This window comes from Bradyrhizobium sp. USDA 4472, assembly GCF_054058595.1.
Map to the genome: position 1 here is coordinate 767,675 of NZ_JBSSAM010000001.1, position 25,854 is coordinate 793,528.

Annotated in this window: 20 protein-coding genes; 7 read left to right on the forward strand and 13 right to left on the reverse strand. The window is 58.7% G+C overall.

The window, feature by feature from the left end:
* Positions 1 to 5: 5 nt before the first annotated feature.
* Positions 6 to 1,148: a glycosyltransferase family 4 protein gene (locus ACVWZ4_RS03615; protein WP_456790003.1), complete on the reverse strand. Its 1,143-nt coding sequence runs from the start codon at positions 1,146 to 1,148 to the stop codon at positions 6 to 8.
* 150 nt (positions 1,149 to 1,298) lie between these two features.
* Here ACVWZ4_RS03615 and ACVWZ4_RS03620 point away from each other — a divergent pair, with 150 nt between their 5' ends.
* Complete coding sequence (locus tag ACVWZ4_RS03620) at positions 1,299 to 2,486, forward strand: glycosyltransferase family 4 protein (RefSeq protein WP_456790004.1); 1,188 nt, start codon at positions 1,299 to 1,301, stop codon at positions 2,484 to 2,486.
* 28 nt (positions 2,487 to 2,514) lie between these two features.
* Positions 2,515 to 3,741 carry a glycosyltransferase family 4 protein gene (locus tag ACVWZ4_RS03625; RefSeq protein WP_456790005.1) on the forward strand — a complete coding sequence of 409 codons (1,227 nt, stop codon included), beginning with the start codon at positions 2,515 to 2,517 and terminating at the stop codon, positions 3,739 to 3,741.
* Between the two features lie 37 nt (positions 3,742 to 3,778).
* Here ACVWZ4_RS03625 and glf read toward each other — a convergent pair whose 3' ends face one another.
* From glf to rfaE1, 5 genes are all read right to left on the reverse strand, one after another.
* Positions 3,779 to 4,960 (reverse strand): UDP-galactopyranose mutase, encoded by a 1,182-nt coding sequence (gene glf, locus ACVWZ4_RS03630; RefSeq protein WP_456790006.1) that lies wholly within the window; start codon positions 4,958 to 4,960, stop codon positions 3,779 to 3,781.
* Between the two features lie 22 nt (positions 4,961 to 4,982).
* Entirely contained in the window at positions 4,983 to 5,957 is a 975-nt protein-coding gene (locus ACVWZ4_RS03635) for a glycosyltransferase (protein ID WP_456790007.1), read from the reverse strand.
* Positions 5,957 to 7,408, reverse strand: a complete 1,452-nt coding sequence (locus ACVWZ4_RS03640; protein ID WP_456790008.1) for a lipopolysaccharide biosynthesis protein — start codon at positions 7,406 to 7,408, stop codon at positions 5,957 to 5,959. Before ACVWZ4_RS03640 ends, ACVWZ4_RS03635 begins: the two co-directional genes overlap by 1 nt.
* 34 nt (positions 7,409 to 7,442) lie before the next feature.
* Positions 7,443 to 8,741, reverse strand: a complete 1,299-nt coding sequence (locus ACVWZ4_RS03645; protein ID WP_456790009.1) for a hypothetical protein — start codon at positions 8,739 to 8,741, stop codon at positions 7,443 to 7,445.
* Positions 8,742 to 8,833: 92 nt separating this feature from the next.
* Complete coding sequence (gene rfaE1, locus ACVWZ4_RS03650; RefSeq protein ID WP_456790010.1) at positions 8,834 to 10,306, reverse strand: D-glycero-beta-D-manno-heptose-7-phosphate kinase; 1,473 nt, start codon at positions 10,304 to 10,306, stop codon at positions 8,834 to 8,836.
* A gap of 606 nt (positions 10,307 to 10,912) precedes the next feature.
* Between rfaE1 and ACVWZ4_RS03655 the strand changes: the two genes are divergently transcribed.
* Complete coding sequence (locus ACVWZ4_RS03655; protein WP_456790495.1) at positions 10,913 to 11,494, forward strand: D-sedoheptulose 7-phosphate isomerase; 582 nt, start codon at positions 10,913 to 10,915, stop codon at positions 11,492 to 11,494.
* Between the two features lie 123 nt (positions 11,495 to 11,617).
* Here the strand turns inward: ACVWZ4_RS03655 and ACVWZ4_RS03660 are convergent, their stop codons facing one another.
* Complete coding sequence (locus tag ACVWZ4_RS03660) at positions 11,618 to 12,742, reverse strand: glycosyltransferase family 9 protein (RefSeq protein WP_456790011.1); 1,125 nt, start codon at positions 12,740 to 12,742, stop codon at positions 11,618 to 11,620.
* Positions 12,743 to 13,492: 750 nt separating this feature from the next.
* Here ACVWZ4_RS03660 and ACVWZ4_RS03665 point away from each other — a divergent pair.
* Positions 13,493 to 14,407, forward strand: coding sequence for an ABC transporter substrate-binding protein (locus tag ACVWZ4_RS03665; protein WP_456790012.1), 915 nt, complete (start codon positions 13,493 to 13,495; stop codon positions 14,405 to 14,407).
* Between the two features lie 392 nt (positions 14,408 to 14,799).
* Here ACVWZ4_RS03665 and ACVWZ4_RS03670 read toward each other — a convergent pair whose 3' ends face one another.
* From ACVWZ4_RS03670 to ACVWZ4_RS03695, 6 genes are all read right to left on the reverse strand, one after another.
* Entirely contained in the window at positions 14,800 to 15,564 is a 765-nt protein-coding gene (locus tag ACVWZ4_RS03670) for a hypothetical protein (protein ID WP_456790013.1), read from the reverse strand.
* A gap of 6 nt (positions 15,565 to 15,570) precedes the next feature.
* A complete protein-coding gene (locus ACVWZ4_RS03675; protein WP_456790014.1) occupies positions 15,571 to 17,979 on the reverse strand; it encodes a polysaccharide biosynthesis tyrosine autokinase in 2,409 nt (802 codons plus the stop codon).
* Between the two features lie 86 nt (positions 17,980 to 18,065).
* Positions 18,066 to 18,737, reverse strand: a complete 672-nt coding sequence (locus tag ACVWZ4_RS03680; RefSeq protein ID WP_456790015.1) for a hypothetical protein — start codon at positions 18,735 to 18,737, stop codon at positions 18,066 to 18,068.
* Between the two features lie 134 nt (positions 18,738 to 18,871).
* Entirely contained in the window at positions 18,872 to 20,203 is a 1,332-nt protein-coding gene (locus ACVWZ4_RS03685; RefSeq protein ID WP_456790016.1) for an O-antigen ligase family protein, read from the reverse strand.
* Between the two features lie 80 nt (positions 20,204 to 20,283).
* Positions 20,284 to 21,420 (reverse strand): polysaccharide biosynthesis/export family protein, encoded by a 1,137-nt coding sequence (locus ACVWZ4_RS03690; protein ID WP_456790017.1) that lies wholly within the window; start codon positions 21,418 to 21,420, stop codon positions 20,284 to 20,286.
* Between the two features lie 238 nt (positions 21,421 to 21,658).
* Positions 21,659 to 23,188 (reverse strand): undecaprenyl-phosphate glucose phosphotransferase, encoded by a 1,530-nt coding sequence (locus tag ACVWZ4_RS03695; protein ID WP_456790018.1) that lies wholly within the window; start codon positions 23,186 to 23,188, stop codon positions 21,659 to 21,661.
* Positions 23,189 to 23,337: 149 nt separating this feature from the next.
* Between ACVWZ4_RS03695 and ACVWZ4_RS03700 the strand changes: the two genes are divergently transcribed.
* From ACVWZ4_RS03700 to ACVWZ4_RS03710, 3 genes are all read left to right on the forward strand, one after another.
* The gene (locus ACVWZ4_RS03700; RefSeq protein ID WP_456790019.1) at positions 23,338 to 23,970 is read left to right on the forward strand and encodes a hypothetical protein; all 633 of its coding nucleotides are present in this window, start codon (positions 23,338 to 23,340) and stop codon (positions 23,968 to 23,970) included.
* A gap of 89 nt (positions 23,971 to 24,059) precedes the next feature.
* Positions 24,060 to 24,374 (forward strand): hypothetical protein, encoded by a 315-nt coding sequence (locus tag ACVWZ4_RS03705; protein ID WP_456790020.1) that lies wholly within the window; start codon positions 24,060 to 24,062, stop codon positions 24,372 to 24,374.
* A gap of 287 nt (positions 24,375 to 24,661) precedes the next feature.
* Entirely contained in the window at positions 24,662 to 25,849 is a 1,188-nt protein-coding gene (locus ACVWZ4_RS03710; protein WP_456790021.1) for a hypothetical protein, read from the forward strand.
* Positions 25,850 to 25,854 lie beyond the last annotated feature (5 nt).

Genomic DNA, 25,854 nt, shown 5'->3' on the forward strand with positions numbered 1-25,854 from the left:
GCCTATCATGTTGGACGCGTGGCCGGAGCCCCGCCTTTTGGTTGCTCGCGCCGTGTCAGCGCACGCCGAAACACGTCCTCATATTGACGTGCGGCCTTGTCCCAGGAGAACCGCGCCATATTGTCGAGCCCGGCCTGCACGAGCCGGTCGCGCAGGCCGGGCGTTGACAGCAGGCTGCGCAGGCTGTCGGCGAGAGCAAGCGGATCATCCGGGTCAAAAGTCAGCGCGCCGCTGCCCGCGACTTCCGGCGTCGCTGAACGGTTGGAGCAGATCACCGGGCAATGCAGACCCTGGGCCTCCAGCACCGGGAGGCAGAATCCTTCGTAGAGGGAAGGAACGCAGAGACACAGCGCTTCGCGATAAAGACGCGACAGCGCCGCGTCGTCGATACCCTTCAGCCGCTCGAGGCGCATCCTCGAGCCAAGCGCGGCCAGCGTGCCCGCGATCGTCTCGTCCGGGTCGCTGCCGACATGGACCAGCGCCACGTCCGGAAAATCCTCGTGCAGCATCGCCATCGCTTGCGCGAGCACCTTGAAATTCTTGTTCAGCGTCGCGTTGCCGACTGCCAGAACGTAGCGTCCGGAAACCTGCGGCGGCCCCGCGTTGGCCGGCATCGGCGAGAGCGTCGCCGCCGAGTGGACCGTCGTGATTCGGTCCGCGGTTCTCGGATAGTACCGTGCGAGATCGTGCCTGGTCGCATCCGATACCGTGATGATTTCGTCGTGTCCCGCAGCCATCAGGCGGTAGATTATATCGGTCGTGAAGGCTTCACGGCGGCTGACCTGCTGGGGCAGTGTGCGGAAATAGAGATCGTGCACCACCATCACCCGCGCCTTTGCACCGGTCGGCGCCCCGAACGGATCGATGTTGACGAGAAGATCTATCCCCATACGCTGGCACAGAAGGTGCATCATGAGCGTTTGCGCGATAACGTCGAAGACCATGATGCGGGGACGCTTGACCTTGAGGATCTCCAGGCCGGATACGATCAGGGATGACGGCAACTCGGAACGATCCCACGGAGATCGGAGGACGTAGTCGAACTCAGGGTTTTGCAACAACGCCTCGATCAGGCAGAACGCCATCCGCGCGACGCCGGACGGCTTGCCTCCGAATTGACTCGGCATATTGAGCAGCACGCGAGTCATCGAGGCTCTGGACAACATTCTCAATTCAGGCAAGGCCGTATGGCTTTAATGATACTGCCAGCAAACGCCTATAAGGTCTACATTTATTCACAAAGTCCGCCTACAGAGTGTCATATCAAGGCCAGTAGGATTTCCTATAGATTATCGTTGATGCGGGTCCTTCATATCAGCTCCCTTTACCATCCGGATCAGATCGGTGGCGCCGAAGTCATGGTCGAGCTCCTTGCGGAATCGCAGGCCGCGGCCGGCCATGCTGTGGCCGTCGCCTGCATCTCGCGGCAGGAGGAACCGCCGACCCAGCGCAATGGCGTGACGGTTTACCGCACCGGTTTCGGTACTCCCTACTTCATCATGGACCGCGACAAGCAGTCGCGACTGAACCGCCTGCACTATCGCTTGGCCGCCAAGATCAACGACTATGCGATGCGCAAGTTCGATGCGGCAATTCTCGACTTCAAGCCGGACGTGGTGAACACGCATTCATTGTCCGAACTGCCGCCGCAAATCTGGACGGTGGCGAAACGGCGCGGCGTGAAAGTCGTGCACACCATCCACGACTACAAGAGCATCTGCAGTAGGGGCTCGATGTTTCGCGACGGCAAAGCCTGCCGCGCGCAGCATCTCAAATGTCGGCTGATCTCCCATCCGCATTATCAGCACCAGCGTTCGGTCGACGCCATTACGGGCGTCGGAACGGAGATCCTGCAGAGGCATCTCGATGCTGGCCTGTTTCAGCACGTAGCGGCGGCTCTTCGCCGCGTGATCTTCAACCCGATCGAGCCCCCCCCCCATAAGCGCACCCGCAAGCGCGACGCGGGCGGCGAGATCGTGTTTGGCTGCCTCGGCCGCATCGAACCGTCCAAGGGCGTCGAGGTGTTATTGGACGCATGTCAACGGCTCCCCGCGACGGGTTGGAAGCTGATCGTTGGCGGTCGCGCCACCGACGGGATTGCGCCCTATCGAGCGCGCGCAGCGAATCTTCCGGTGGATTTCGCCGGTTTTGTTCAACGCGACGCGTTCTTCGACCAGATCGATTGCCTGGTGGTCCCCGCCGTGTGGCCCGAAGCCTTCGGCCGAACGGTGGCCGAGGCCCTGCTTCGCGGGCTTCCGGTAATCGGCTCCGACATTGCCGGCATTGCCGAACAGATCGGCGACCAGCCGCAATGGCTGTTTCCACCCGGAAATTTGGCCGCGCTCGCGGAGCGCATGAACACTGTCCTCAACGAGCCCGCCCGGCTCGTACAGCGGACCGATGCGATGGATCAAATCGCCGCGCGCGTCTCGCCCGCTGACATCACTCGACGCTATCTCGACCTGTATCGGTCGACGCTCCAATAATCCGAGACATCGAAGGAATAACGTTTCAATGCGCATCCTGCATGTGAGCTCACTCTATCCCCCGCATATTGTGGGTGGCGCAGAGAAATCCGTAGCTCTGCTCTCCGAGCAATTGGTCTCGATGGGCCACGACGTCGGGGCAGCCTGTATCGAACGTGAGGGCGTGCCGAAGACGATGCAGAACGGTGTGGCCGTCTATCGCGTGCCGCACCACAACACTTTCTGGCTCGAGGACTGGCCGGGCCATTCGCGCGGCCGGCGTCTGTGGCAGAAGCTCCGCCAGCAATGGAACACCGCAATCGAGGCCGAGTTCGACCGCATCCTTGACGACTTTAAGCCAGACATCATGAACTCGCATTCCATGGTCGACATCTCGACCTTGATCTGGCGCGCCGCGCGCAGGCGCGGCATTCCAATCGTGCATACTTGCCGCGACTACGATATGTTGTGCGGCAACGCCGCAATGTTCCGGCGCGGCGAGAATTGCAGTCACTGGCATGTCGGTTGCCGGGTTGTGAACTTCTCGAAAGTATGGACCAGCAAATGGGTCGATGCCGCGGTCGCCGTCGGCGCCGCGACGCTTCAGGTTCATGTCGATCACGGCTTCTTCGCGCATCTGCCGCCGGAGCGACGGCGCGTGATCTGGAACGGCGCGATCGTGCCCGAACAGGCCGCACGGGCCAGGGATGCGTTCGACCGTAGCCAGCAACCGATGACGTTCGGCTATCTCGGCCGCATCAACATCGAAAAGGGCGTCGGTACTCTGATCGATGCTTTTCGCCGGATCGGCACCGGCCACTGGCGCGTCAAGATCGCGGGGCAGGCACCCGATACGCTCGACGAATTCAGAAAGCGCGCGGACGGATTACCGATCGAGTTCGTCGGTTGGGTCGATCCGTTCGATTTCTTCCGGGAGCTTGATGTGCTCATCGTGCCCTCGATCTGGGCCGAACCCCTCCCACGGACTATTCTGGAATCCTACGCCATCGGCGTCCCCGTGATCGGCGCACGCTCCGGCGGCATCCCGGACTTGATTGGGGCCGGTGACGACGCCTGGCTGTTCGAACCCGGCAACGATGCCGATCTGGCGCAGAAGGTCCAGCAGGTGATCCGCAATGGTCGAGCCGCCCTGCCCGGCCGCGATGCGTTCGAGAGCGTGTTCCGGGAAACGCGCCCACCGCGCGTGGCGGAGAAGTATCTCGATCTTTATCGCGAAGTCCTGGCCTCGCGAGGAACGCAAGCCAAGACGGCCTGATGCGCGCAATGCATGATCATCGCGCGACGATCCTGCTCTAGGCGCCGCCCGGCCGAACGCCCGGCGCGATCGTCTTTTCGAACAGCGTCAGGGCGCGAGCGCACGCCTGGTCCATGTTGTAGTAAGCGTAGTCACCCAGTCGTCCGGCAAACCACACCTTGCCCTCGAGCTTGCGAGCTTCCTCCTGATAGGGACGAAGGGCTTCGGCGGTCTGCGGCATGGGGATCGGATAGTACGGCTCATTCTTGCCGCGCTCATGTGCCTGCGGGTATTCGGTAATCGTGATGGTGTCGCGCGCCTTTTGACCGGTCAGGTGCTTCTGTTCGGTGGTCCGGGTGAAGTCAAATTCGTTCGGATAGTTCAGCGTTCCTGTCGTCTGCACGAACTCAGAGTCGTGAGTCCGCTGCTCGAAGCGAATACTGCGATAGGGTAGCGTCCCGAACGCGTAATCGAAATACTCGTCGATCGGACCGGTAAAGATGATGCGATCAGCACGCACGCTGTCCTTGACATCAGTCCATTCCGTCCCGGTTGCAACCTCGATGAGGGGATGCTTGAGCATCCGCTTGAACATCTCGGTGTAACCGCGCAGCGGCATCGCCTGATACGTGTCCTGGAAGTAGCGGTCGTCACGGCTGACGGCGACGGGGACACGAGCAGTGACGCCGGAATCGAGCGCCTCCGGACCGATGCCCCATTGCTTGCGCGTATAGGAGTCAAAGACGTTGTTGTAGATGTAGTCGCCAAGGAATTTCAGATCGCCCGCCGCGGCCTCGCGCAGCTTAAGGATCGGAACCTTCTTGCCGTAGCCGAAATTGTCGATGAGAGCCTGCGACAGCGAGTCGGCCATCCGCGGTGGAAACAGAGCAGCGATCGAGTTCAGGTTGAACGGGATCGGTACCTGCTTGCCTTCGATCATACCAAGAACATGATGATAATAGGGCCGCCACTCCGTGAAGCGGCTGAGATAGGTCCAAACTTTCGCGCTGTTGGTGTGGAAGATGTGCGGCCCATATTGATGGATTAGGATGCCGTTCTTCGCTGGCACGTCGTAGGCATTACCGGCAATGTGACCGCGGCGGTCAATCAAGAGCACGCGCTGCCCGAGTTCGGCTGCGATACGCTCGGCGAGCGTCACCCCGGAGAAACCGGCACCAACAATCAGCCAGTCATAGCCGCGTTTGTGACGATTAGCCGCCCGGCCTGCGCGGGAGCTCAACGTTTGGGATTTTCCAGGCATTTTAGGACTCAACCGATGTCTTGCAATGAACGAGGGCAGATTGAAATTCGGCCTGCCAGGCAGCGTCCAGCGTGCTGCGCGAAGGCTTCATAACGTAAAGATCGAACATGCCGTCGAGGCCCCACACGATCGTCATGCCCCCTTCGATAAGGGCTCCGCGGGCCACGTTGCGAAGTGCAGTCTTGATCATGTCCTTGAGGCCATAGCTTAAGCCCAGATGACGGCAGGCATTGAAGGTGCGGTTGCGATAGAAATACACCTCACGCCCCTTGCTGGGCACGCGGGTCGGTCCGAATCGCGTCTCCACAACAGTCGTCTTAGGTTGCGGATGACGGTGCCGCGCTGCAATCACGGTCGCCACACGATGGCCCCTACGAATTAAGCGTCGCATGAACTCAACTTCGTCGCCCCACAGAAACATTTCGTTACGCATGGGACCAATGGCGCGCGCGGCTGAACAACGCACGAGCGTACCGTTAAATGGATTGGCCATGTCGAGCAGCAGGCCATCGCGCGCGGCGGCCTCCGCATCGGCCACCGTGAAAATCGACGCGCCTCGATAGCCCGGGGTCTCCTTGATGAGGCCGAACGCGAGTTGGGCAGAATCCGTATGGGACACCACCAGCGAATTCGCGAGCGCCAGATCGGAATTATCGAGCGCGGCCTCAAGAACCTCGAGCGCGCGAGTATCGGGCATACCGTCGTCGTCGAACAGCCAGACGGCGTCGAAGCCGTTGGCGGCAGCAAGATCCACCGCCAAACGAAATCCGCCCGCACCGCCGAGATTGGTCGAGGTATGAATCGGGGTGACTCGGGGATCCGAGAGCGCGTCCAGATAGTCGCGGGTAGCGTCGGTAGAGGCATTGTTGATGATAAAAATTCTCTCGGGCGTACGGCTCTGGCCTGAAGCCGCCGCCAGCGCTCCCTTGAGCAATTCGAGACGATTGAAGGTTACAAGCGCGCAAGCAATGCGCATCACGCTACTCCCTGCTCAGCCACAACGACCGCCGACGCACCACGCTCCCGGATCAGCTCCTGCCAATGCGACACTAGCTGATTGCGCATCAGAGCAAACGTCGCCAGCACCACCGCTCCATAAAGAAGCGATAGCCCGACCCACGACCACAGCGCGTCGCCGTGGAATTGCCCGGCGACTGTTACGGTCACAAGACCTGCGAGCATTGCGAACATACCCGGGCATACCGCAATCAGAATCCTCCGGAGGCTCAGCCCGGCCCGGCGCGCAGCGACGACGAGAAACCCCGCCGCGATGAAGACGCCAGTCAGGACATAGGCTTTTACCATCATCATGAGGCCATACGGGAGAGATACCACAAAAACGATTAACGTCAGGCCACTGCCAATCACACCGGCCCAGAACTGGAGCTTGGCCTCCCCTCTAGCAAGCAAGATTACGCCATTATAGGCGGCGATCGCTTGCACTGCCCCGAGCGGTGCCAGCCAGGACACAATCGAGGGAATTGAATGCCACTTTGGTGACATGAAAGTGGTTAACGGGTATTGCAACCCAAACACGAAGTAACCCATTGCAGGGAAGCTGAGCGCAGCCGTAACGGCGCATGTCGCGCATACCGTGCGCTCGAAATGGCTCGGTTCGTTGCGGTGACGACTCAGGGTTGCCAGCAGCACTGAGCTGGCGGGCCATGCAATAATCATGAGGGGAACGAGCATGAACTGATAGGCTAGGCCGAATAGGCCGACCTCGGCGGCGCCAAGCCAAATCCCGATCAGGATGTTCTGGCCGTTCCTGGCCGCGAAGGTAAGAATGTTGCCCAGCATCACCCAGCCGCCGAACGACAGCATGGGAATCAGCGTCCTCCATCTCATGTTCAAGGCAAAACCATCACGCGCGAAATACAGGAACAAGACCATCCGCAACGTCTGCATCAGGCCATTGTAGAGAACGAGCGCCCAGATACCCGCTCCTTGGAAAACCGTAATCACGCTCAACAGCGCCGAAAACACCACGGCCCCACCCTCGACGCGAGCGATCAGCGGATATCTGAGCTGACGCTCGAGCAGAGCGCGCGGCGGAGTCGCGACGATCGAGAGCACCACGATCCCGGACATTGCCATCATAATCGGCTGCAGTCCCGCAAGCCCCGTGGCCGATTGGATACCAAACGACGCCATGGCGAGTATGCCCGCGCAAACGGCGCCCGCGATCAGCACCAAAGTCACGACGCCGCCGGCCTGCTGCTTAGTGAGATCAGGATGCCGTACGATCGAACTCGACAAGCCGAGATCGGTAAGCATGGAGATGAAGGTGATGAACGGTAAGGTAAAGACGACCAAGCCGTATTCGCTCGGCGAGACGAAACCCGCGAGTACGATGTTCATCAGAAACTGGATGGCCGAGCGGAACAGGTTGAGGCCGCCCATCGAGGCAATGTTCTTCAGCAGCATTGGCCAATCCGCGTTCGGAGTACAAAATGGTGGCTCAAACGCCGATCTCCACCGCGGTCAGCTGGTCGCTGGCAGTGACCGCGAATCCCCCAGCAGATTTGTCGAGCGGCCGCCTGACAATCGATCCGTCGTCCTGGAATTGATGGGCGATCGCGGAACGGGATGCGGGCGACACAGCGAGCGTAAGGCTTCGCGTGACCGGCGGCCGCAACGCTCGAGGGCCCTGATCCCAACCGGAGACGCCGAGCCAAACAAAGACAACATGGGTTCCGTCATCACGCGCGAAGGCTGCAGTCCAGACGTCCTGGCCGCCTCCATTGATACTGTATTGCATCTTTGCAGCGGGGACACCGGGTCTAGCGGGCCTGTTAAACAGAGCGAGAAGCTGCTTCACCGCGGCGAAGGATGATTTCGGCGTGCCGTCGAAGCTGACCAGTCCGAAGTTCGACTCCTTATCCGCGGGCCCATTGTTATTGCTGTCAATCAATTCATAAATATATGTGCGCTTCACTCCACTGATGAAATTAAAGAGCAGCAGCCGCGGCAAATACCGCGTCTTGATCGCCTCCGACACGGGGAGATGCCCAGTCGTCGTTTGAAGCGCAGTATGATATCCGGTTTCGGAGACCAAGATCGGCTTGTTACCGCCGAACCGCTGCGACGCGGCGATAAATCCTGCGAGTGCGCCTGGCCCCTTGGTTTCAGGATGCTCCATGCCCGGATATGGATGGATATTGAGCCAGTCGATCACATCGGAGATGTCTTCGGCAAGTGGCACGCTTTTCTGGATGTAGCTCGGCGATGCCACGATGATATTGCGGAGTTTAGGATTGCCCTTGATCGCCGCGTACAAGGCACGCTGGTGTTCTGCGGAGATGGCAGGATTCATCGTAGACTTGCGGAAGAGATCGGACTCGTTGGCGCCCTCGAAAATCTCAACGCCTTGATCAGACCAATCGTAGATATCCTGTACGCGCCGAGGTGGAACGAACAAAAATCCGTTCACGGGATCGGCGCAGACCAAGCTAAAGCGGCATCCCGCAGCAACCACAGTCCGGATATGCTTGTAGAAATCGTGATCGCGAGTGAAGTAGCCCGCGAAGATCGCATCGTCACGTACATGCGTGACGCCGAGCTCCTTAAGCAGCGCGATGACCGCGTCCACGTTAATGTAAAGAGTCTGCTTGCGACCCAGGTGGATGTCCAAACCGACGCTGTTAATGAAATCGTCTGCTGAAAACATCCGTGGGGTTGGATCCTGCCCAAACGCCGGGGTCGCCGCTGCTGCAAGCAGCGCGGAACCGACCGACACGAGAAATGACCTTCGTTGCATCGTTGTGTCCTGCACCAATCGTCCACCCATTCGCGACACTTAGCGGCCCGGTCGAGAACCGGAGACCTGCAAATAAATGGCTCGACGCGCCTCTAGGCCCGCTTCTCGCGTGCACGCTTGACCAAGGATGTCGTACTGTGACCTTCCAGGATGTCAACGAGGACCACTTCGCCGCCATATGCAACGACCACGTCGTGACCGACCACCTGCTCGCGCGTGTAGTCGCCGCCCTTCACTAACACGTTCGGCTTGATCGTGGAGATGAGATTGAGTGGGGTATCCTCCTCGAACAGAACCACGAGATCGACAGCCTCGAGTGCCGCCAGAACTTCGGCACGTGACCGTTCGTCCTGCACTGGCCGCTCCGGTCCCTTCAGACGCCGCACCGATGCATCGCTATTGAGGCCCACGATCAGCCGGTCACAAGTGGCGCGAGCTTGCGTCAGCACGCGAACGTGTCCCGGGTGAAGAATGTCGAAGCAGCCATTGGTGAAGCCTACGCGTTGTCCCTCCTTTCGCCATTCCGCGACCTGGATTTCGAGCATGTTGGCGTTCGCAGCAATCTTTTCTTCTGCGGTCAGCGAGGCAGATGGCAGAATCTTCCGTCTAAGCTCATCCAGCGAGACGGTCGCGGTGCCAGACTTGCTCACCGCGACCGCCGCAGCCGCCGATGCGCAACGTAGTGCCTCTTCCCAATCCGCTTTAGCGGCGAGCGAAACTGCCAGCATCGCAACGACGGTGTCGCCGGCGCCCGAGACGTCCCGCACCTTGGTCGGCTGCGCCGGAACGTGAATCAAATCACCGCTGCGGTGTGCAAGGGTCATCCCGTGCTCGCTGCGCGTGACCAGGATCGCCTCGGCGTCGCTAGCACGCAGAACCTCAAGTGAGGCCTCAGCGATATCGGTATCAGATTGCACGCGCCGGCGGGTCGCCTCGCTAAACTCCTTCTGGTTTGGTGTCAGCAGCGTGGCTCCGCGATAGAATGCCCAATTGGCATTCTTGGGATCCACGATGACGCGCTTGCCGAGCCTGCGGGCCTCATCGATGATGTGACGCACAACACGAGCGGTGAGCACACCCTTAGCGTAGTCCGAGAGCAACACGATGTCCGCGCGCGGCAATGCCGAGACCGCGGCATCAATCAACTTGGTCTCAACCTCCTCGGAGACTGGAGCGGCGAGCTCCCAGTCTGCGCGCAGCATATGCGTCGAAAAGTGCTCGGATACGTATCGTGCTTTGCGCGTCGTGGGTCGATCCGGATCAACAACGAGCAATTGCTCGATCTGCTTTTCGCGCGCGAACTCGGTTTTGAGAATCTTCCCGGTGACATCTTCGCCGATGAGACTGACGAAGATGCATCGTGCACCAAGCGAAGTGATATTGCGCGCGACATTGCCAGCGCCGCCGACGTTCATCTGGCTACGCCTCACTGCAATCACCGGCGTCGGCGCCTCGGGAGATATTCGCGAAACCTCGCCGTAGACGAATTCGTCGAGCATCAGATCGCCGACACACAGGATGGTCTGGCGAACGATGGCACTGGACAGCGAGTCGAAATCGAACATTTGGGCGCCTCTATCCTGCTATGCGACTGACGACTTGAGAACGAAACAGATTGACGGAATCATGACCCAGGTCACGCTGGAACGGTTGCTGATCGCCCCATCCTTCTTCGAGAGAATTGACGTGACCGTTGTAGTTAAAAGCACGACATTCGTGTGAACCATCGATAACGGGCGTAATGACCACGCGCGGGAGAAGAACATCTCAATCATATTGCGGTGACCGCGAGACAGAGCAAGCTCGTGACTGCTCGCTTTTATAGCAAATCCGCAGTAAAAACGCCGAATAATTCGGCTTTTATGAACGAGCCAAGAGATAGCACCAAGAGCTGGGCCCGCGCTCCGCAAGGAAGACCGCTACGTAGTTCCATTCACCTTTCCAACACGCGCCAAACACAACACGCCCTTATTCTCCCACAGACTGCGGCAAATCTCAGCAATGACCCGGATCCTTGCTTAATTCGGGAGAAGCTTTGACCAATTCCGAATATTTAAGCTATAGACCCGGCGGAACGGGTCTGCCCCTTGCAGCAACTGCTTGTTGATTTCGGGCAGATTGCCCATTCAGGCAAGATCAAGCCAGGCATTCATCAACGACGGACAGATTCCTTGTTGCAAGACCGAATCTCGCTTCATTTCGAAAGCTCGCTCAGCGGCATGACCAGAGCGATCCAAAGTGTAGAGCTACGCGATACTTTGCATGCCATCTCCAGCGCGATTGCGATCGCACTCAAGAACGGCAACAAGCTGTTGCTCGCTGGCAACGGTGGAAGTGCGGCCGATGCCCAGCACATCGCCGCAGAGATCGTCGGCCGTTACAAGTTAGAGCGCGCGGCGTGGGCGGCGCTCGCGCTGACGACGGATACATCGGCCCTCACCGCAATTGCAAACGATTACGGTTACGAGGACGTGTTTGCGCGGCAACTCCAAGGACTGGGCCGGCGCGGCGACGTGTTTGTCGGAATCACGACATCCGGGCGATCACCAAACATTCTCGCAGCATTGAAAATGGCGCGCGAGAAGGGGCTTGTGACGGTGGGCTTCACGGGCGCCAAGGGCGAAAGCATGCGCGCCCTATGCGACCACATTCTGATGGCGCCGACAGAGGACACTCCCGTTATCCAGCAGATTCACCTGATGTCGGCACACGGGGTTTGCGATCAGGTTGAACAGATGCTGGTGAATGCGTAGCCTACCATCATGAAGCCATTTCGGCTTGTCACCAAGGCATGGCCTGGCCTTTCGAGAGGCTTCACCGAGCGCGGCTTGCGCACGATTTTCCCCTAAGCTGCAGTTGACTCCTCCGTTCTTGCTTCAAGCAGTCTGCCGGAGATCCAGCTGCTCGCGCAAGCAGCCCAAAACTTCCTCGGAGCTCAGCATGTGCATGCACGACGTAAAGTCCTCGGGGTATTCGAAGCCGAGATTGAGAAAAGCGTTCTTGCCGCCCTTTGGGCTGATTGAGCGCGCGCTCTTAGAAAGCGGGCCCCACCGCACCGGGTTCGTTGGTCCATGCAGCGCGACAATCGGCAAATCGAGAGCCGCCGCAAGGTGCATGATGCCTGTGTTGACGCTGACGACGCCGGAGCTCATCTCCAGCAAAGCGGCCGTCTCGTCGATCGAGTATCTTCCGGCAGCATCAATGATGCGACCGGATGGCGCATTGATGCCAGTACACAGAATAGCCGATTTCTCTGCATCCGAAGGCCCCCCGGTGAAGACGACATCGTAGTCCAGCCGCACCAGAGCCTCCGCCAGGAGTCGCCAGTGACCGATCGGCCACTCCCGCATCTCCTTCTTGAAGCCCGACGCCCAAGGGTGACAAACGATGTATCGCCGGGAATGTTCCCTGCGCAGCTTGGATCGCGCCGCCTCCGACGGCTTGACGCGCGGCCAGGACGGACGCTCCACGTCCAATACTCCGAGCAAGTTCACATAGTTCTCGAATTCGTGAATTTGATCGGAGTGCTTGACGGTTGCATCGAATGCAAAATGGCGATGTTGTCCGCGGGTCTCGAAGCCTAGCGTATACTTGGCTCCTGACAACCTTGCCAGCAGTGCGCCGACCCGAGGCCATGCGGTAAAGTCGATCAGGATATCCTGCTTTTGACGACGCAGGAGCCGCACCGATCGCAAGGGATCAGAGATGGGAAGAATGGTGAGGTAGTCACAGGAGGGCAGGAGCGGCGCTATGCCGCTGTTGGCGCGCGACGTGAACAGGGTTATCGATGCACCAGGAAACGCCTGCCTCAGAACCGGCACCGCCGGTCCGACGCAAAGGATCGTATCGCCAATCGCACCCAGCGCAATCAAACCAATGTTCGAGACTCGCGCGGGAATTTTCTTTTTCGATTTGACGATGGACAGCGCAGCGACGGCTGGGATTCCGATGTAACGATCCCATTTTCGCAGATCGGTTCTGCCTCGCTCTTGATGTTTCATTTCTTTAGTTCACTTTGGCCGTAGAAATTGCGCCCACGAGATTATCTCCGACAACAATCGCAACCACAATGCAATGCAGCATTTAGGCTTAAAATTGACAGAGTGCACGCATTTGCTGAGTGCAAGGAAGGTGTAAATTGCTCAATAGCAGGTCGACCCAAATTTCGCCCATCGGCGTGAGGTTCGTTCTCTTCGTCGGCTGGCTCGCGGTCGCCTTTCAAGGTAGCGCCGCGTGGGGGCAGACAGGCCAGCGCGCACTTTTGGGGGCTCCTCCGGTTGTTGGGGGCACCGGCGGACTCGCCTTTCCCGATGCGGGCGACAAGTCCCGCTTTAGCTCCTTGCCGAACCAACATAAGACTGTCACTGGACAACCCTGCGTTGACGTTCATGGAACAACTCGACCACAGATCGTAAATCCCGATATAACGGAGCACGTGCTTATCATCGAGAATAGTTGCAGTTATCCGATTGGTCTCAAGGCTTGCTATTACCAGTCCACTAACTGCATCAAGACGACAATTGCCGGCTACGGACGGCGACAGCAGACGCTCGGCTTCGCTGCCGATAAGGACTTTCGGTTCTCATACACTGAGGACTTCAACTAGGCCGATCCCGTTCCATGGTGCAAAACTGATTATTCGTCGCGACATCCCGAGCCTGACCAAATTAGGGAGCGCCTGCGTAGGGGCGGCACTCGTTGCTATCTCGTGTTCTGCCGCTTCCGGCGCCGAAGCTGTGACGACGCCTATCGTGCTCCAATATACCGGGCCGCAAGCCATCGCGCTTGCCGGCGCCATGGTGGCTTCAAAAGAAGGCTTCTTCGCTCAGCAAGGCATTTCGGTAAAGTTTCAAAGGCGCCCATCGGGTGACGCGCGTCCAGACGACGGCGCGGCCATCACCGTTTATCTCGAAAATGCGCGTGACTTCCTGATAGCCCGCGCTTCAGGAGCTTCCTCGGTTGCTATCGCCGGCAACTATGCCGACAGCTCCGTGGCGTTCTTCTTTCTCCGTAACAGCAATATTCGCTCCGAGGAGGATCTCGCGGGCAAGTCGATCGGGTACGACCCGGCTTCAGACACCGGACTGATATTCGAATGGTTCATGCAGAAAAGCTCGGTCGCGCGATCAAGCATCATCGAGATCCCGTCCAATCCGGGTCTCAAGGGTCTGGTGGACGGCAAGGTCGACGTGATCGTCGGCCATTCCGGGATCGAGAACCTCGCACTGGAAAAAGCCGGTCTCGACTACGGCACGCTCGATCCACGCGCCTATGGCGTTCATGCATTGGGTACCGTCTATGTGACGAGCGAAAGTAGCATCCGTCAAAGCCCCGATGCGCTCATTCGCTTCCTGCGCGCCCTGATCGCAGGCTGGGACTTCACTTACGACAAGCCCGACCACGCCGTCTCGGAGATCGCTGCGCTCAACGACGGCGACGTCGATCGAAACCTGCTCAGGCGTACGCTGGAACAGCAACGGGAATTCCTCCGTCCCGGCGGCGCGCGTTTTGGAGACGCGCTCCGCAGCAGATGGAACGATCTCTACGCCTTTATGTCGCAGCGCCGCCTTATCAGAACGCCGATTGACTTGTCCAAGGCCACGGATACAAAGCTATTAGCAGAAGCCTATCGAGTTCGGCTTGGGCCGAGCAATACGGCAGACTAAAGCTTCGCAAGCCGAGGGTTTCGAATGAAGATTCGGATCATTCTAGCCGTTGCCACCTTCGTGATCCTCCACACACCAGAAGCGATCGCAGGTTGCTATTGCAGCTGCATCGATGGACAGATGCAGCCCGTCTGCAGCAACTCCTATGACGTGGCTCCAGTCTGCCCAGCCACGACATGCGCGCGATCCACTACTCCCCGGCTCACACCCCCGCCACTGGCGGGGAGCCGATCCACCTGCCGAGACCAGCAAGTCTGCGACGCGTTCCAACGGTGCGAATGGAAAGTCATTTGCAAGAACGACCGGTAGTCTAGGCCCGCAAGCCCAGGACGCCGAGATTATCAGCTCCTATGAAGCGTCGTCCATAAACGTGCAGTTTGGATCCATCGCGATCAGTCGACCTGCCATGGCCGAAGCTCCGGCATTGTGACTCCGGGAACAACGACCTCCACACCCGCCCTGCGTAGATCAGTCGCGAGTTGTCTTTTGTATTTGAGGTCCACGTCTGAGAGCGCCGCGAGCAGCGTCTCATGGACGGGCCATCCTGCGCCCATCAGATTGGCGGCTGCATCTCGGATGAAGCCCGAATTGACCATCGCGGCAAACTCCTTAACGACGCGATCCTGAAGCCGCATCGGCAACAGCGGATAGACGATCAACGCATACTTATTGCGACGAAGCGCGATCCATCCCTCGTATGGGCCAAGTTCATACGATTTAGATAAGTATCCAATCAAGTCATCGTTGAAGCCATTTTGCGCGCCCTCGACCCAGAACAGCGCGAACCAAAGAAATGGATCCTCCGGCGTGCAGCTCAGCGATTTCCTGATCATTGCATCGGCCGCAACAGATGCTTGCTTGACCTCATCAGGGTCGGAATTATCGATCGCAATCTGGACAAGCCTGCCTCTGATAATCGCGGCATTGTGCATCGCTCTCGGGAGGCAACGCTCAGATCGTTCAAGCATATCGATTGCTGGAACGGTCCTCTCCAGTACATCCAGCGACAAATTTTCGAAACGAATGACCCGCGAGGCGACTCCGTCGAGGGGGGCGTAGGCCCAGAATTGAGGACCACAGACGACCGCCCAGATCAGCCCGACTACGCCGATTCCAAGTAGCGGAACCAACGCCAATCTGCTGAAGAGGACCTTCATTGCGTCTCAGTCAACGTATCCATATCTATGATAATAATTCTTGTAGTAGTAGTTTCCCCGATAGGAATCATACCTGTTCAGCACATCGACGTTGGCCTTGTTCAGAACCGAGCCGATGATCTGATCGTGCAACATGGGAGCGTCCTTCAACACCTGCGCAATCACATCGCGATCCGTTCGGCCCCACTCGATGACGAGCACGTAAGCGTCGATCAATCGCGACGTTGAACGGACATCGATGACCGGCGTCAGAGGGGAAAGATCGACGACGATCCAGTCAAACCTTTCGCGAAGATCCTCGATCGTCTTGGCCATCGCTGGAGACGAGAGGAACTCTGACGATTGGGCGACGCGCGACGGAACGACCGTTGGCAAAAAGGCGAGTTGTGTTTCAGCGTCCCGCAGAATCGCTGAATCAAGATCGACCTTTCCGAGCACAACATCCAGTAGCCCCTGCGTCGCAGTCGGCGCAAGAGCGCGGGTCACCGACGGATTTCTGATATCGGCGTCCACGAGTATGACCTTGTTACCTGCGAGAGCAAGAATTTGCGCGAACGAAGCACTAATCGTGGTCTTGCCCTCGTTCGGCAAAGCCGACGTAAACCCGATCACCTTCGTCTTATGATCCATGAACGCTATATCGGCGGCAACTTTGATGGAGCGGACAGCCTCCGTGAAGCGCGAGAATGGCGCATCCTGAACGTAGCGCATCACGCCGTCCAAAATCGTCAGAGTTCTTGGTTGGACGACAGACTGCTGGGTAGCTCCCGAGGGGCTTCCGGCAATGTCTTTCGCGACTTGAGGCGGTCTTGTCAGACCGAGCAGCTTTGCTGACGCTCGCAAAATTCTCCCAGGAAGGAGCTTGCGTCGCGAGGCATCACCGCTGCCGTCACCTCCGCCGATCCTCGGCGTCACCGCCAGGCAACTTACGCCGAGCAACGCCTCTGCGTCATTGCGCGTACGGATGACCTGATCCAGCGCATCCCTGGTCCATCCGACGGCGAAGCCCAACATCGAACCACCAACAATGGCGGCCAAGATGATTAGTAATGTCTTGGGATCGCTGGGCTTCAGCGCCGGCGACGCATCCGTGATGAGGCGCGCGTCTGTCATCGGGAACGATTGCTGCTGCACCGACAGCATATAAAGTTGCAGGAAGTTGTCTGCGAGCGCGCGAGCGCTTTGTGCATTGCTGTCGAGATCGCGTAGAACGATCTGAGCTTGGTTTGTGTCGTTGGACTGGTCGATAGTCGATTTAAGGCTGGCTTGGACGGAAGCTTCACGCGCCCGAGCGATCTCAAGATCGCTCTTGTAGGACTCACCAATTCTGCGCAGTTCGTCCGTGATCGACTTGCGGATCTCGCGCATCTGGTTGCGAATATTGATCACTGCCAGATGCTGCGGACCGTAACGCTTGGACCAGTCAGCCTCACGCGCGGCGAGATCGAGATACTGTTGCCGCAGTCGCGTAATGACGTCGTTTCGCAACGAGTCCGTGACCGTGGCAATGTCCTTGAAGAGATCGTTCACGTCCCGATCCTCATCGTTGAGGATCGCCGACAACCGATTGTAGCGCGCTTGGGCTTCCGCGGTCTGCGCACGTGCGATCGTCAGCGCGCTGTTGGTCTCGGCAAGCTGTTGTTCAGTGAGCAGCCGGCCGCCGGTATCGACGATGTTGTTCTTGGCCTTGTAGTCCGCGACGGCACGATCAGCAGCAGACGCTTGAGCGCGCAATTCCTTCAGGCGGTCCTGCAACCAGCTAGCAGCACGCTTCGATGCCTGATACTTAGCCTCGAGCGCATCAACAAAATAGGCCTCCGCAATCGCATTGGCGATGTGCGCCGACAGTTCAGGGTCGCGAGATTTGTAAGAAATCTCGATCACATAGCTCAGAGCCTTGCGCTTGACAGCGAGATTCCTCTGAAGTTGCATCAAGACAATCCGCGTCAGGGATTGCTCGGAGGGCGGCGTGCTTTCAAAAAACAAGCCCAGGACCGATGACAACCAACTCGTATCCTTGCTGACGAATTCTGGATTGTGGATTAGGTCGAGATCCTTAACGACCGCCAACCCAACCTTATCGGATTTCAGGATTTCGACTTGGCTATCGACGGTCGCAGAATCCAGCGGAGTGTCGACGCCCATCGGCGACGACGATGACTGCTGGTTCAGCATCTGAGTCTTGCGACTGTCGATGATCAGCGCCGCGGTGCTCGTGTATTTCTTCTCCGCCGTCATGCAATAAGCAGCAGCCAGGACGACGCAGACGATCACGGTCAGCACGATATACGGGAGCTGCCGCCTCAACAGGGCCCGGAGCGCCAGCAAAGAATCCTGCGACGTTGCCTGATCACGCGGAGGCTGCTCCGGCGATGTAGGAGCAGTTCGAAGAGCTTTTGGATCAACCTGAAGCATGAATCGTCCTGTTCAACGGTCCAACACCGGCGGCCCGGCGTTCCGCCGACCTGTCTTTTCGAAGTACCTAAAGGTGCGGTCGGCAGCTACCTGCTAACGCTGTTCGAGGATGTCGTTGTCGTTGTTGATGTCGACGCAGCGCTGATCCCAGAAACGCCGCCAGTAAAATAGTTGGTGCCGGTCGTCGGCGTAAAGCTGGAGGTGAAAGGCGTAACAGCACCGCTACTAAAGCCAGTAGTCGTCGGGTTAGTCGATCCGCCGACCCCGCCGGATGAAACACCGCCACCAGCACCACCTGCCGCGACCGCGCCGATCGGCTTGCCCGTGGCGAGCGCGAAATTGGTCTGTGCGGGTGTCGAGGTCGCCTTGGCCAGGGCTTCGCCGATGTCGGCTGCGAACTTTGGATCGGGCACGTTGCAATCGTTTGCTGCACTGCCAAGACCGGTGCCGATCGCCCCTTGCTGCGCCACGTTTGCCGTCTTGAGCATCTCGACGACGGCAGGGAGCGTGCGCGGATCCGACGCTACCAGATTCTCGATGGTCTTGGTGAAGCCGTCACCCGCCGATTTCGGGTTCGGATTGGCGTTTGCCGGATCGCTCAGAAGCGCCGACGGATTATTCAAGAAGTCCGAAATCGCCTGGGGCGACATCTGCTTGTCGGGTGCTAAACAAGCTGCCCACGCAGCTTGGCTGAGGACCACCGTCGCAACGGTCGCGAGAAAAGCCCGTCCGATCAATTGCGCTGCCACTTTGGCCATTGCCGCACTCCTTCAATTTCTTAATTATACCATGCTTCTTAGGGCCCTATAGCACATTTTGCAGTGCAAGATGGCATCCCTGGGGCGATTTATTGCCAATTGCTTAATTGGGCCGAATTCTCCCTTTTTTGAAATCACGCATTCGTCACCGCTTGCGTGTCCGACGACGTCCGCGCCACGGTAGATCGTGACCGGAACGACTGCGACAATCCGACACCGACTATTGCAAAAACGACGATCGAAAACGCCGGAATCTGGAACGGGAAATCGACCGCTGTATGCAGAGTGGCAGCGACGAGGACGCCAAGCGCGGCCGCCGGGCAGCCGCCCCCGCGTCGGCGTGTCAGAACGCCACGGATCAACAATACGATCATCTCTATCCAGCCGAGCGCGAGCAACGATCCTAGCGGAATTCCAAGTTCCGAGGTCAGTTCCAGAAATGTGTTGTGGGCGCGGTCCCAGACGCCCCAGCTTGAGATCAGCGGGCTCCGGTAGGCCGGGAACACCCACGCAAACGACCCGAGACCAGTGCCAAGCCAAGGATAGTCCTGGATGATCCGCCACGTCGAAAGATAGGCCTGCCACCGCCCCTGGTCGGAGACCCCTTCAACACTGACTCGCTCGGCGACCGCCCCACCGAGGAACTGGATCAATACGCCCGCGGCAATAACGGCCAGAACACCTGCAACCAGGAACATACGACGAGAGGCAAAGGACCGATAAATGAATCCGAGAAGCGCGACGATCAACCCCGCTACAGACGCCAGCGACCCGGCCCGCGAGCGGGTCATGAACATGGCGACCACGCAGATCAACACAGCCGCAGCCGGCGGCAGCAGTTCGCTGTACAGCGCGGCACGCCAATCTCGCAGGTTCGTGCGGCTAGGCCTTCTCCGCCGGATCCTTTCCGCCAGAAACACCAGCCAGATCACTGCACAGCATCCGAAATAGATCGCAGCCGTATTGCGGTTATAGAAGGTTGCAGTCAGCTCCGCGAGGTACGCATCCTTGTCGTAACCAAGGATCTTGGAGGGATCGATCAGGTAAGAAACGATCCCGAAGATCGCGTAAAGCAGACCGCTACAGGCAAAGGCTGCGACGATCACGCGCGCGTATCTCTCGTTCGCGCCGAGCACGAATGCGCAGCTAAGCGTCAGAACCGCGAGCAGAAAGGGCCCCTGAGACAAAACAGGTTGGAAACGCAACGCAGACGGGATGGGATCCAGCTTCGTCGCGAGCAACCGGGCAGTCGCTTTCCAGATCGGATTGTCCAGCGCGACGGTAGCGGGCGACGACCAGATCTGAAGAAGCAGGACGGCAAGCCAGCAGGCGCAGAAGGACCACAGGGCGAAGAGAACAATAGCGCGCCTTGCGTCCAACCTCTGAAAGGAGGCAAGAATCCCGGCAGTTCCCAGCACAGCAGCCCAAACCACAATAGAAGGTAGCCCCACCGAGCCAAACGGCATCGGCGAGACTACCATCGTGAGACAAAGCAAGGCTAGAGAGACACGACCAGACCAGCGGCGAAGGGTTCTTGCAATCCCGGTCACTGCCGCGAATTGATTCTCAATATCTGCACGTTGTTTGCCGCGACGGTCGTATCATTGGCAGTCGCGATGACCAGGCGCACATACTGGAGCCACTTTGCCGAATCCACCGTCGCCGCGTTCGCCGCGAACAAGACGTCCTTGTCACGCATGTCGAACTTCGTCGCCAGGAAAAATCCAGCCGGATCTCTAAGATCCACATTGTAGATAATCGGCACCAGCGGCCCGACATATTTCGAGCAATCGACACCTAACCGCTCGGCCAACTCGCGCGGCTCACGACGATAGACGTAAACGCCCGCTGGCTCAGCCTGAGCGTCAAGCAGGCCGCCCGCCTTGCCCAACGCCTGCGCCATGTTGATCTTCCACATATCGAACGTGAACTGACCCTGCTGCCCTTGGGCACCAAATGCCAGGAAGACCTGCGGCTCGCGATACACATAGATCGTATCGTTGGGGTGGACCCAGACGTTGTTCGCGGGCTGATAGACCAGAGCACCGAAGGGCACGGTGGCACGCTTGCCGTGGCGCTCCAGAGTAACCCACGTCTCGTAGCCCTGGCCCTTGATACCGCCGGCGCGTGAGATCACGTCGAGGATGTGCTCACCTGCCGCGTTGGCCTGCAAACGCTGCGGCGTGTTTACTTCGCCTAGGACGCTTATTAGCGACGTATTCTGCGTGATCAGGGCAACCACGACCTGCGGCTCGATGGCGCGATTACCAATGGAGCGGACGATATCTTGCTGGATTTCTCCAGGGGTACGGCCAGCGGCCTTCACGGCTCCTGCATAGGGAACGGTGATGTTACCGGCTGAATCGACGTTCTGATTGGGCAACTGAACGAAGTTGCCGGGGCGTACGCCCGCCTCCGCAGGAATAAAAAGGCCGCCTGCCGCAGCTTCAAAAATCGTCACCGAGACCACATCGCCGATGCCGAATTTGATCGACGCTGGCGGACGATTGTCGGGGAATGATCCTGCGATCGCACCAGGACCGTACTCCTTGAGAATATCAACGACGGGCGCAGTAAGCTTCACCAGCCCATAGTCGGGCCCGGCCCTCGTGATCTCGCTCTTGATGACGTGATCTTCCGGCCCAGAACTCGGCATCAGCGAGCACCCCGCCGTACCCAGCATGGCTACAATTGCCAGAGCCCCTCGGAAAACGCCCCTGCTCAAAACCAAATCCCCATTACAATTCACGCGTGGGAGGATTGGTTGAAATGCCCAATAGAGTCAACGCGATTTGGATGACAACCCGTAAGAAACCGGGACTTGTTGCGCCGCAGTTACAGGGGCTTAGCTTCGAACAGCAATTAAGCAGCTGGCTGCCTAGGAAATCTTGCGTAAGCCGCTTTCCTGGTCGGGATAAAAATTAATACGCGTTACGAGACCGCACCAGCTCGAGACACGTTAACACCAAAATCTTGAAGTCGAGGGCCAAGCTCCAGTTATTGATATACCAAAGATCGCAGTCGACCCGGCCCTTCATCTGCTCCACGCGCGCGGTCTCGCCTCGGAACCCCTTTACTTGGGCCCAGCCGGTAATGCCCGGCTTAACGTGGTGCCGTAACGCATAAGCAGAAAGAAGATCGCCATAATGGTCGTCATGGGCGAGCGCATGCGGCCGGGGTCCAACCAGCGACATGTCCCCGAAGAGAACGTTCAGCAGCTGCGGCACCTCATCGATGCTCGATCGCCGCAGGATCCGTCCAACCCGTGTCACGCGCGGATCGAACCGCCTAGCCTGCACCACGGTTGCGCCATCCTCCATCACGGTCATCGTGCGGAACTTGAAGATCGGGAATTGCCGGGCGTTGAACCCCTTGCGTCGCTGGCGGAAGAACACCGGGCCAGGTGAATCCAGTTTGATCGCAATTGCACTCAGCAGCATCAGGGGAGCCAGCATAGTCAGACCGCAGGCAGCCCCCGCCACATCAACGAGGCGCTTCGAAAGCTGCTCGGCTCGCGAAAGCGGACCACGTTGAATTTCGATCGACAATGATTTGCGCAAGCGGAACGAGGGATTTTCTGCCAGTGAGCGAATCCGCCGATCGGGCAGCAGCTGCACCGGAAGCGGCGAAATCCGCAGCTGATCTCGAACCAGCTCCAGCTTGCGCGTATCAGTCCATGGGAGAGCCAGCACGATCTCATTCGCGCCACGCTCACGCGCAACTGCCAGCGCTTGGTCGAGCGAACGCGCCTCATCCTCAGTCATCGCGAAACGGGTATTGTCGTTGCTGGTGAAAACGACGCGCTCGATCTCCGTAAGACCAAAACGTTCGAGCAACTCACCGACCCCGAGCGTCGCGAGCTCATTGCGCGTTCCGAGTACAATCGCGCGCCGGCCCTGGACTTGGCCCTCAGCAACCGCAGTCGCAACAAAACGCTTGGAAACGCGCCGGAACAGCAGAAGCAACGATAGAGCTAGCAGCCCAAAACAGATGATCGACCCGCGCGAGAAGGACGCCCCAGCCTTCATCAGAAAGGCGAGCAGAGTAAGAAGTAAGCTCACCAGCGCCCATTGCGCAAAAATCCGTCCGGCATCTTTTCTCTTGGAAAATGCGGTGCGCAAATCGTAGAAACCGCCGGACTGGCCGATCAGCACATAGAGCAACGCCGCAATAAGGCCCGCACCCAGCAATTGATTGGCGTTCTTGAAGTCTCCCATGACCAACATTTGATAAAGCCCACCTCCAACGAGGCTCGCCGAGATGATCAGGCAAGCATCGATGCAAGCGAGGGCGTTCTGAAGCGCAAAATAAGGCAGCTTGAACTTGCTGTCGGTGCGCTCGATGGTTGTCGGGCTATTGGACGGATACAGACCGCTCGCCTCCTCAGACGCCGCTTGATGCTTTGCAAAGCGTTCGCGTTGCTCTAGGTCGGTCGAACTCTGGGGGTTCAATATCGCCTCCCGAAATAGCCGGGTACGTCAACTTGCAATGAAACAAGCATAAACTTTTTTGCAATGCAATAAAATTGCGCGCCGCAGCACTACAAAACTTTATGATAAACACATGCCTACATAGTAAGCATGCCGTCAAGCGGATCCTTATGAACAAGCATCAACACCTCTCGCCGCAAACGCGAATCCGTCTCAGCGCCTCAGGGACGCTGGCTTTCCTGGTGCTGGCCTGTAGCCCGAGCGCTGCTTACGCGCAGCGGTTGCTAAATTGTGTGCCGGGCGCCGGGGCTGGCCAAATCGAAAGCTGCGACGAGGAGGCTTCAAGACTCGCCAATGCGCGGACCCAAACGACAATGCTCGGTGACGGATGGCGCCTGGCCAAAACGCGGGATTCGAGCAGCAGCGCTGAGATCGTCTCCGTCATGCATGTCGCCGATATCTCGAAATCGGATATCAATCTCGCCGGATTGAGCCTGCGCTGTGGCCAGGATGGGCTCCAGGCGGTTCTGATCCTGCTCGCACCGCTCCCGCGCAGCAGTCGACCGTCTGTGGTTGTGAAGACCAGCACGAAAAGGTCGGAATTCGAGGCGGTCGTCACCCAGGCAGGGGAGGCCTTGCTGCTGCCAGGGCTCGCATCCACGCTAGCAAGCGGCGCATGGCAAACGGCGTCGGAACTTTCGATCGAAATTGCGACGGGCCCCAACCCTATCGAAGGCGTCGTGCCAATCCGAGGACTGGTTGCCGCACTCAACTCCCTTCCGCCCAACTGCTTAACCAAATAGCCAACCACATCGCGAAGTCGTGGAGCTAAGGCGGTCGTTTCACCCTTTTTTAGGGAACCGGGTGAAATGGTGGCATCCGGAGATTTCGCATGATTCCGGCCGCCATTTTCTTGTTTCTCGTGGGCGCGGTCCTGGCGTGGGCGTTCCGCGTCTGGATTCTCGTGCCGCTATCGCTATTGGCGACGCTCTTAGCGACGGTCTTCGATTTTTCTTCCGGCGCGACTTTCTTCGAAGCCTTCGCGCAAGGCTTGCTGATCGGCATGACCCCACAGTTCGGTTACGCCTTCGGCCTGCTCTCACGATTCACGCTGTTGGGCCTGCGAGCGCCGTTGCTACCGAAAGCCTCCCGCAACGCTTCGGTCGCGCTGCTCTACAAAAAGAACGCAGCGCGGCGACCTCACTGAGGCCCCCGCGCTCGCTGTCATCAGTGCGAGCAAGCGACCCTACACACGGAGGGTTAGCCACACCGTTTGGCGTTACGACTTCCATATGCGATAGTCGCCAGCAATAGCGTCAGACTTGACTGTCGAACTCCGGTCACGTCATCACCTGAAACCATTGAAACTTGCTAATCGCCTTCCGACTTCTCACAATACTTTTGGCCGCCGTCCCTGCACTCGCAATAGCAAACGATGCGGTCGCGCGGCTTTGCGTCATCTTGGCAGCCGCGGCACTCGCGGTGCTATCTGCGGTGACCATTCCGCAGGGTGAGCTGACGCTTGTTTCACCGCCGCTACGCCGCGTATCAATTGCGATCGTCTTTCCCGTAACGTGGATGCTGCTGCAGATCGTGCCGTTGCCCTTCGCCAGGCTCATCAACCCGATCTGGTCGACCGCGACAGCCGCTTTGGGAGAGGCTTCGAAATGGGGCTATATCAGTATCGCCCCCGGGGCCACCTTCCAAAGCCTCGTCTTCTACCTGACACTCCTGGCGCTGATGATCTCCTCGGCTCTGGTCACGAGAGATCGCAAGCAGGCCGAGACCGCATTCTTCGTAGTCACAGCAGTCCTGACAATTGTGTCGGCCGAAGTTTTGATTGGTCAGAACAAGACCTTCGCAGGATTAGTCTCCCCGCCAGGTAGCGCTGCCTCAGCCGTGTTCGCCTCCATGAGCCTGTTGGCCACACTCTTTAACTGCGCAGCTGCGATCATGGCGATCGAACGGCATTTGAGCCGGAAAGCTTCGGCCAAGGACTTGTCGTCCATGCCCCTGCTGCGTCAGCTCGGTCTGGTCTTTATCGGTCTCGCAATGTCCGCCGGAGCAACAGCGATCCTTGCGCCGCCTTTCGCAGTCGCGGCCCTAATCTTGGCGCTAGCGGCGCTGGTGTCCGTTGCGATCCTACGCGGCCTCCATTTCCAGTCAGGGCCCGCAGCGATCCTGTTTCTAATCGTTGCAGGAATCGCAGTTGCTATCGTGCTCCCGCATCTTCAAGGAAATTCGGCCCGCGGAATCGCCGGATTCGCAACCTTTTCGACCCCTGAGACGCTCGCGCTTGCGAACCGCATCCTGGCTGACACGCCTTGGTTCGGAACCGGCGTCGGAACGTTCCGCACGCTGACGTCGGTGTATGGCGATTTCGGCAGTGCGCCGCAGGCAGCGCCTACAACGGCGCTGTCGGTCGCGATCGAATGGGGATGGCCGGGCTTCGCGATCCTGGCGGCGCTGACCCTTCACGTCTTCGTATTTCTTTTTGCCGGAGCCCTGCGCCGAGGACGAGATTCGGTCTTCGCCTCGGCGGCTGCAGCGAGCATCCTGACCGTGGCCACCGAAGCCCTCTGCGACGCAAGCCTGCTTTCCCCAGAGGTTCAGGTCGTTGTCGCAATCATTGTTGGGCTCGGCCTCTCGCAAAGCGTCGGCCGGACCAGCAAGCTCAAATAGATCGC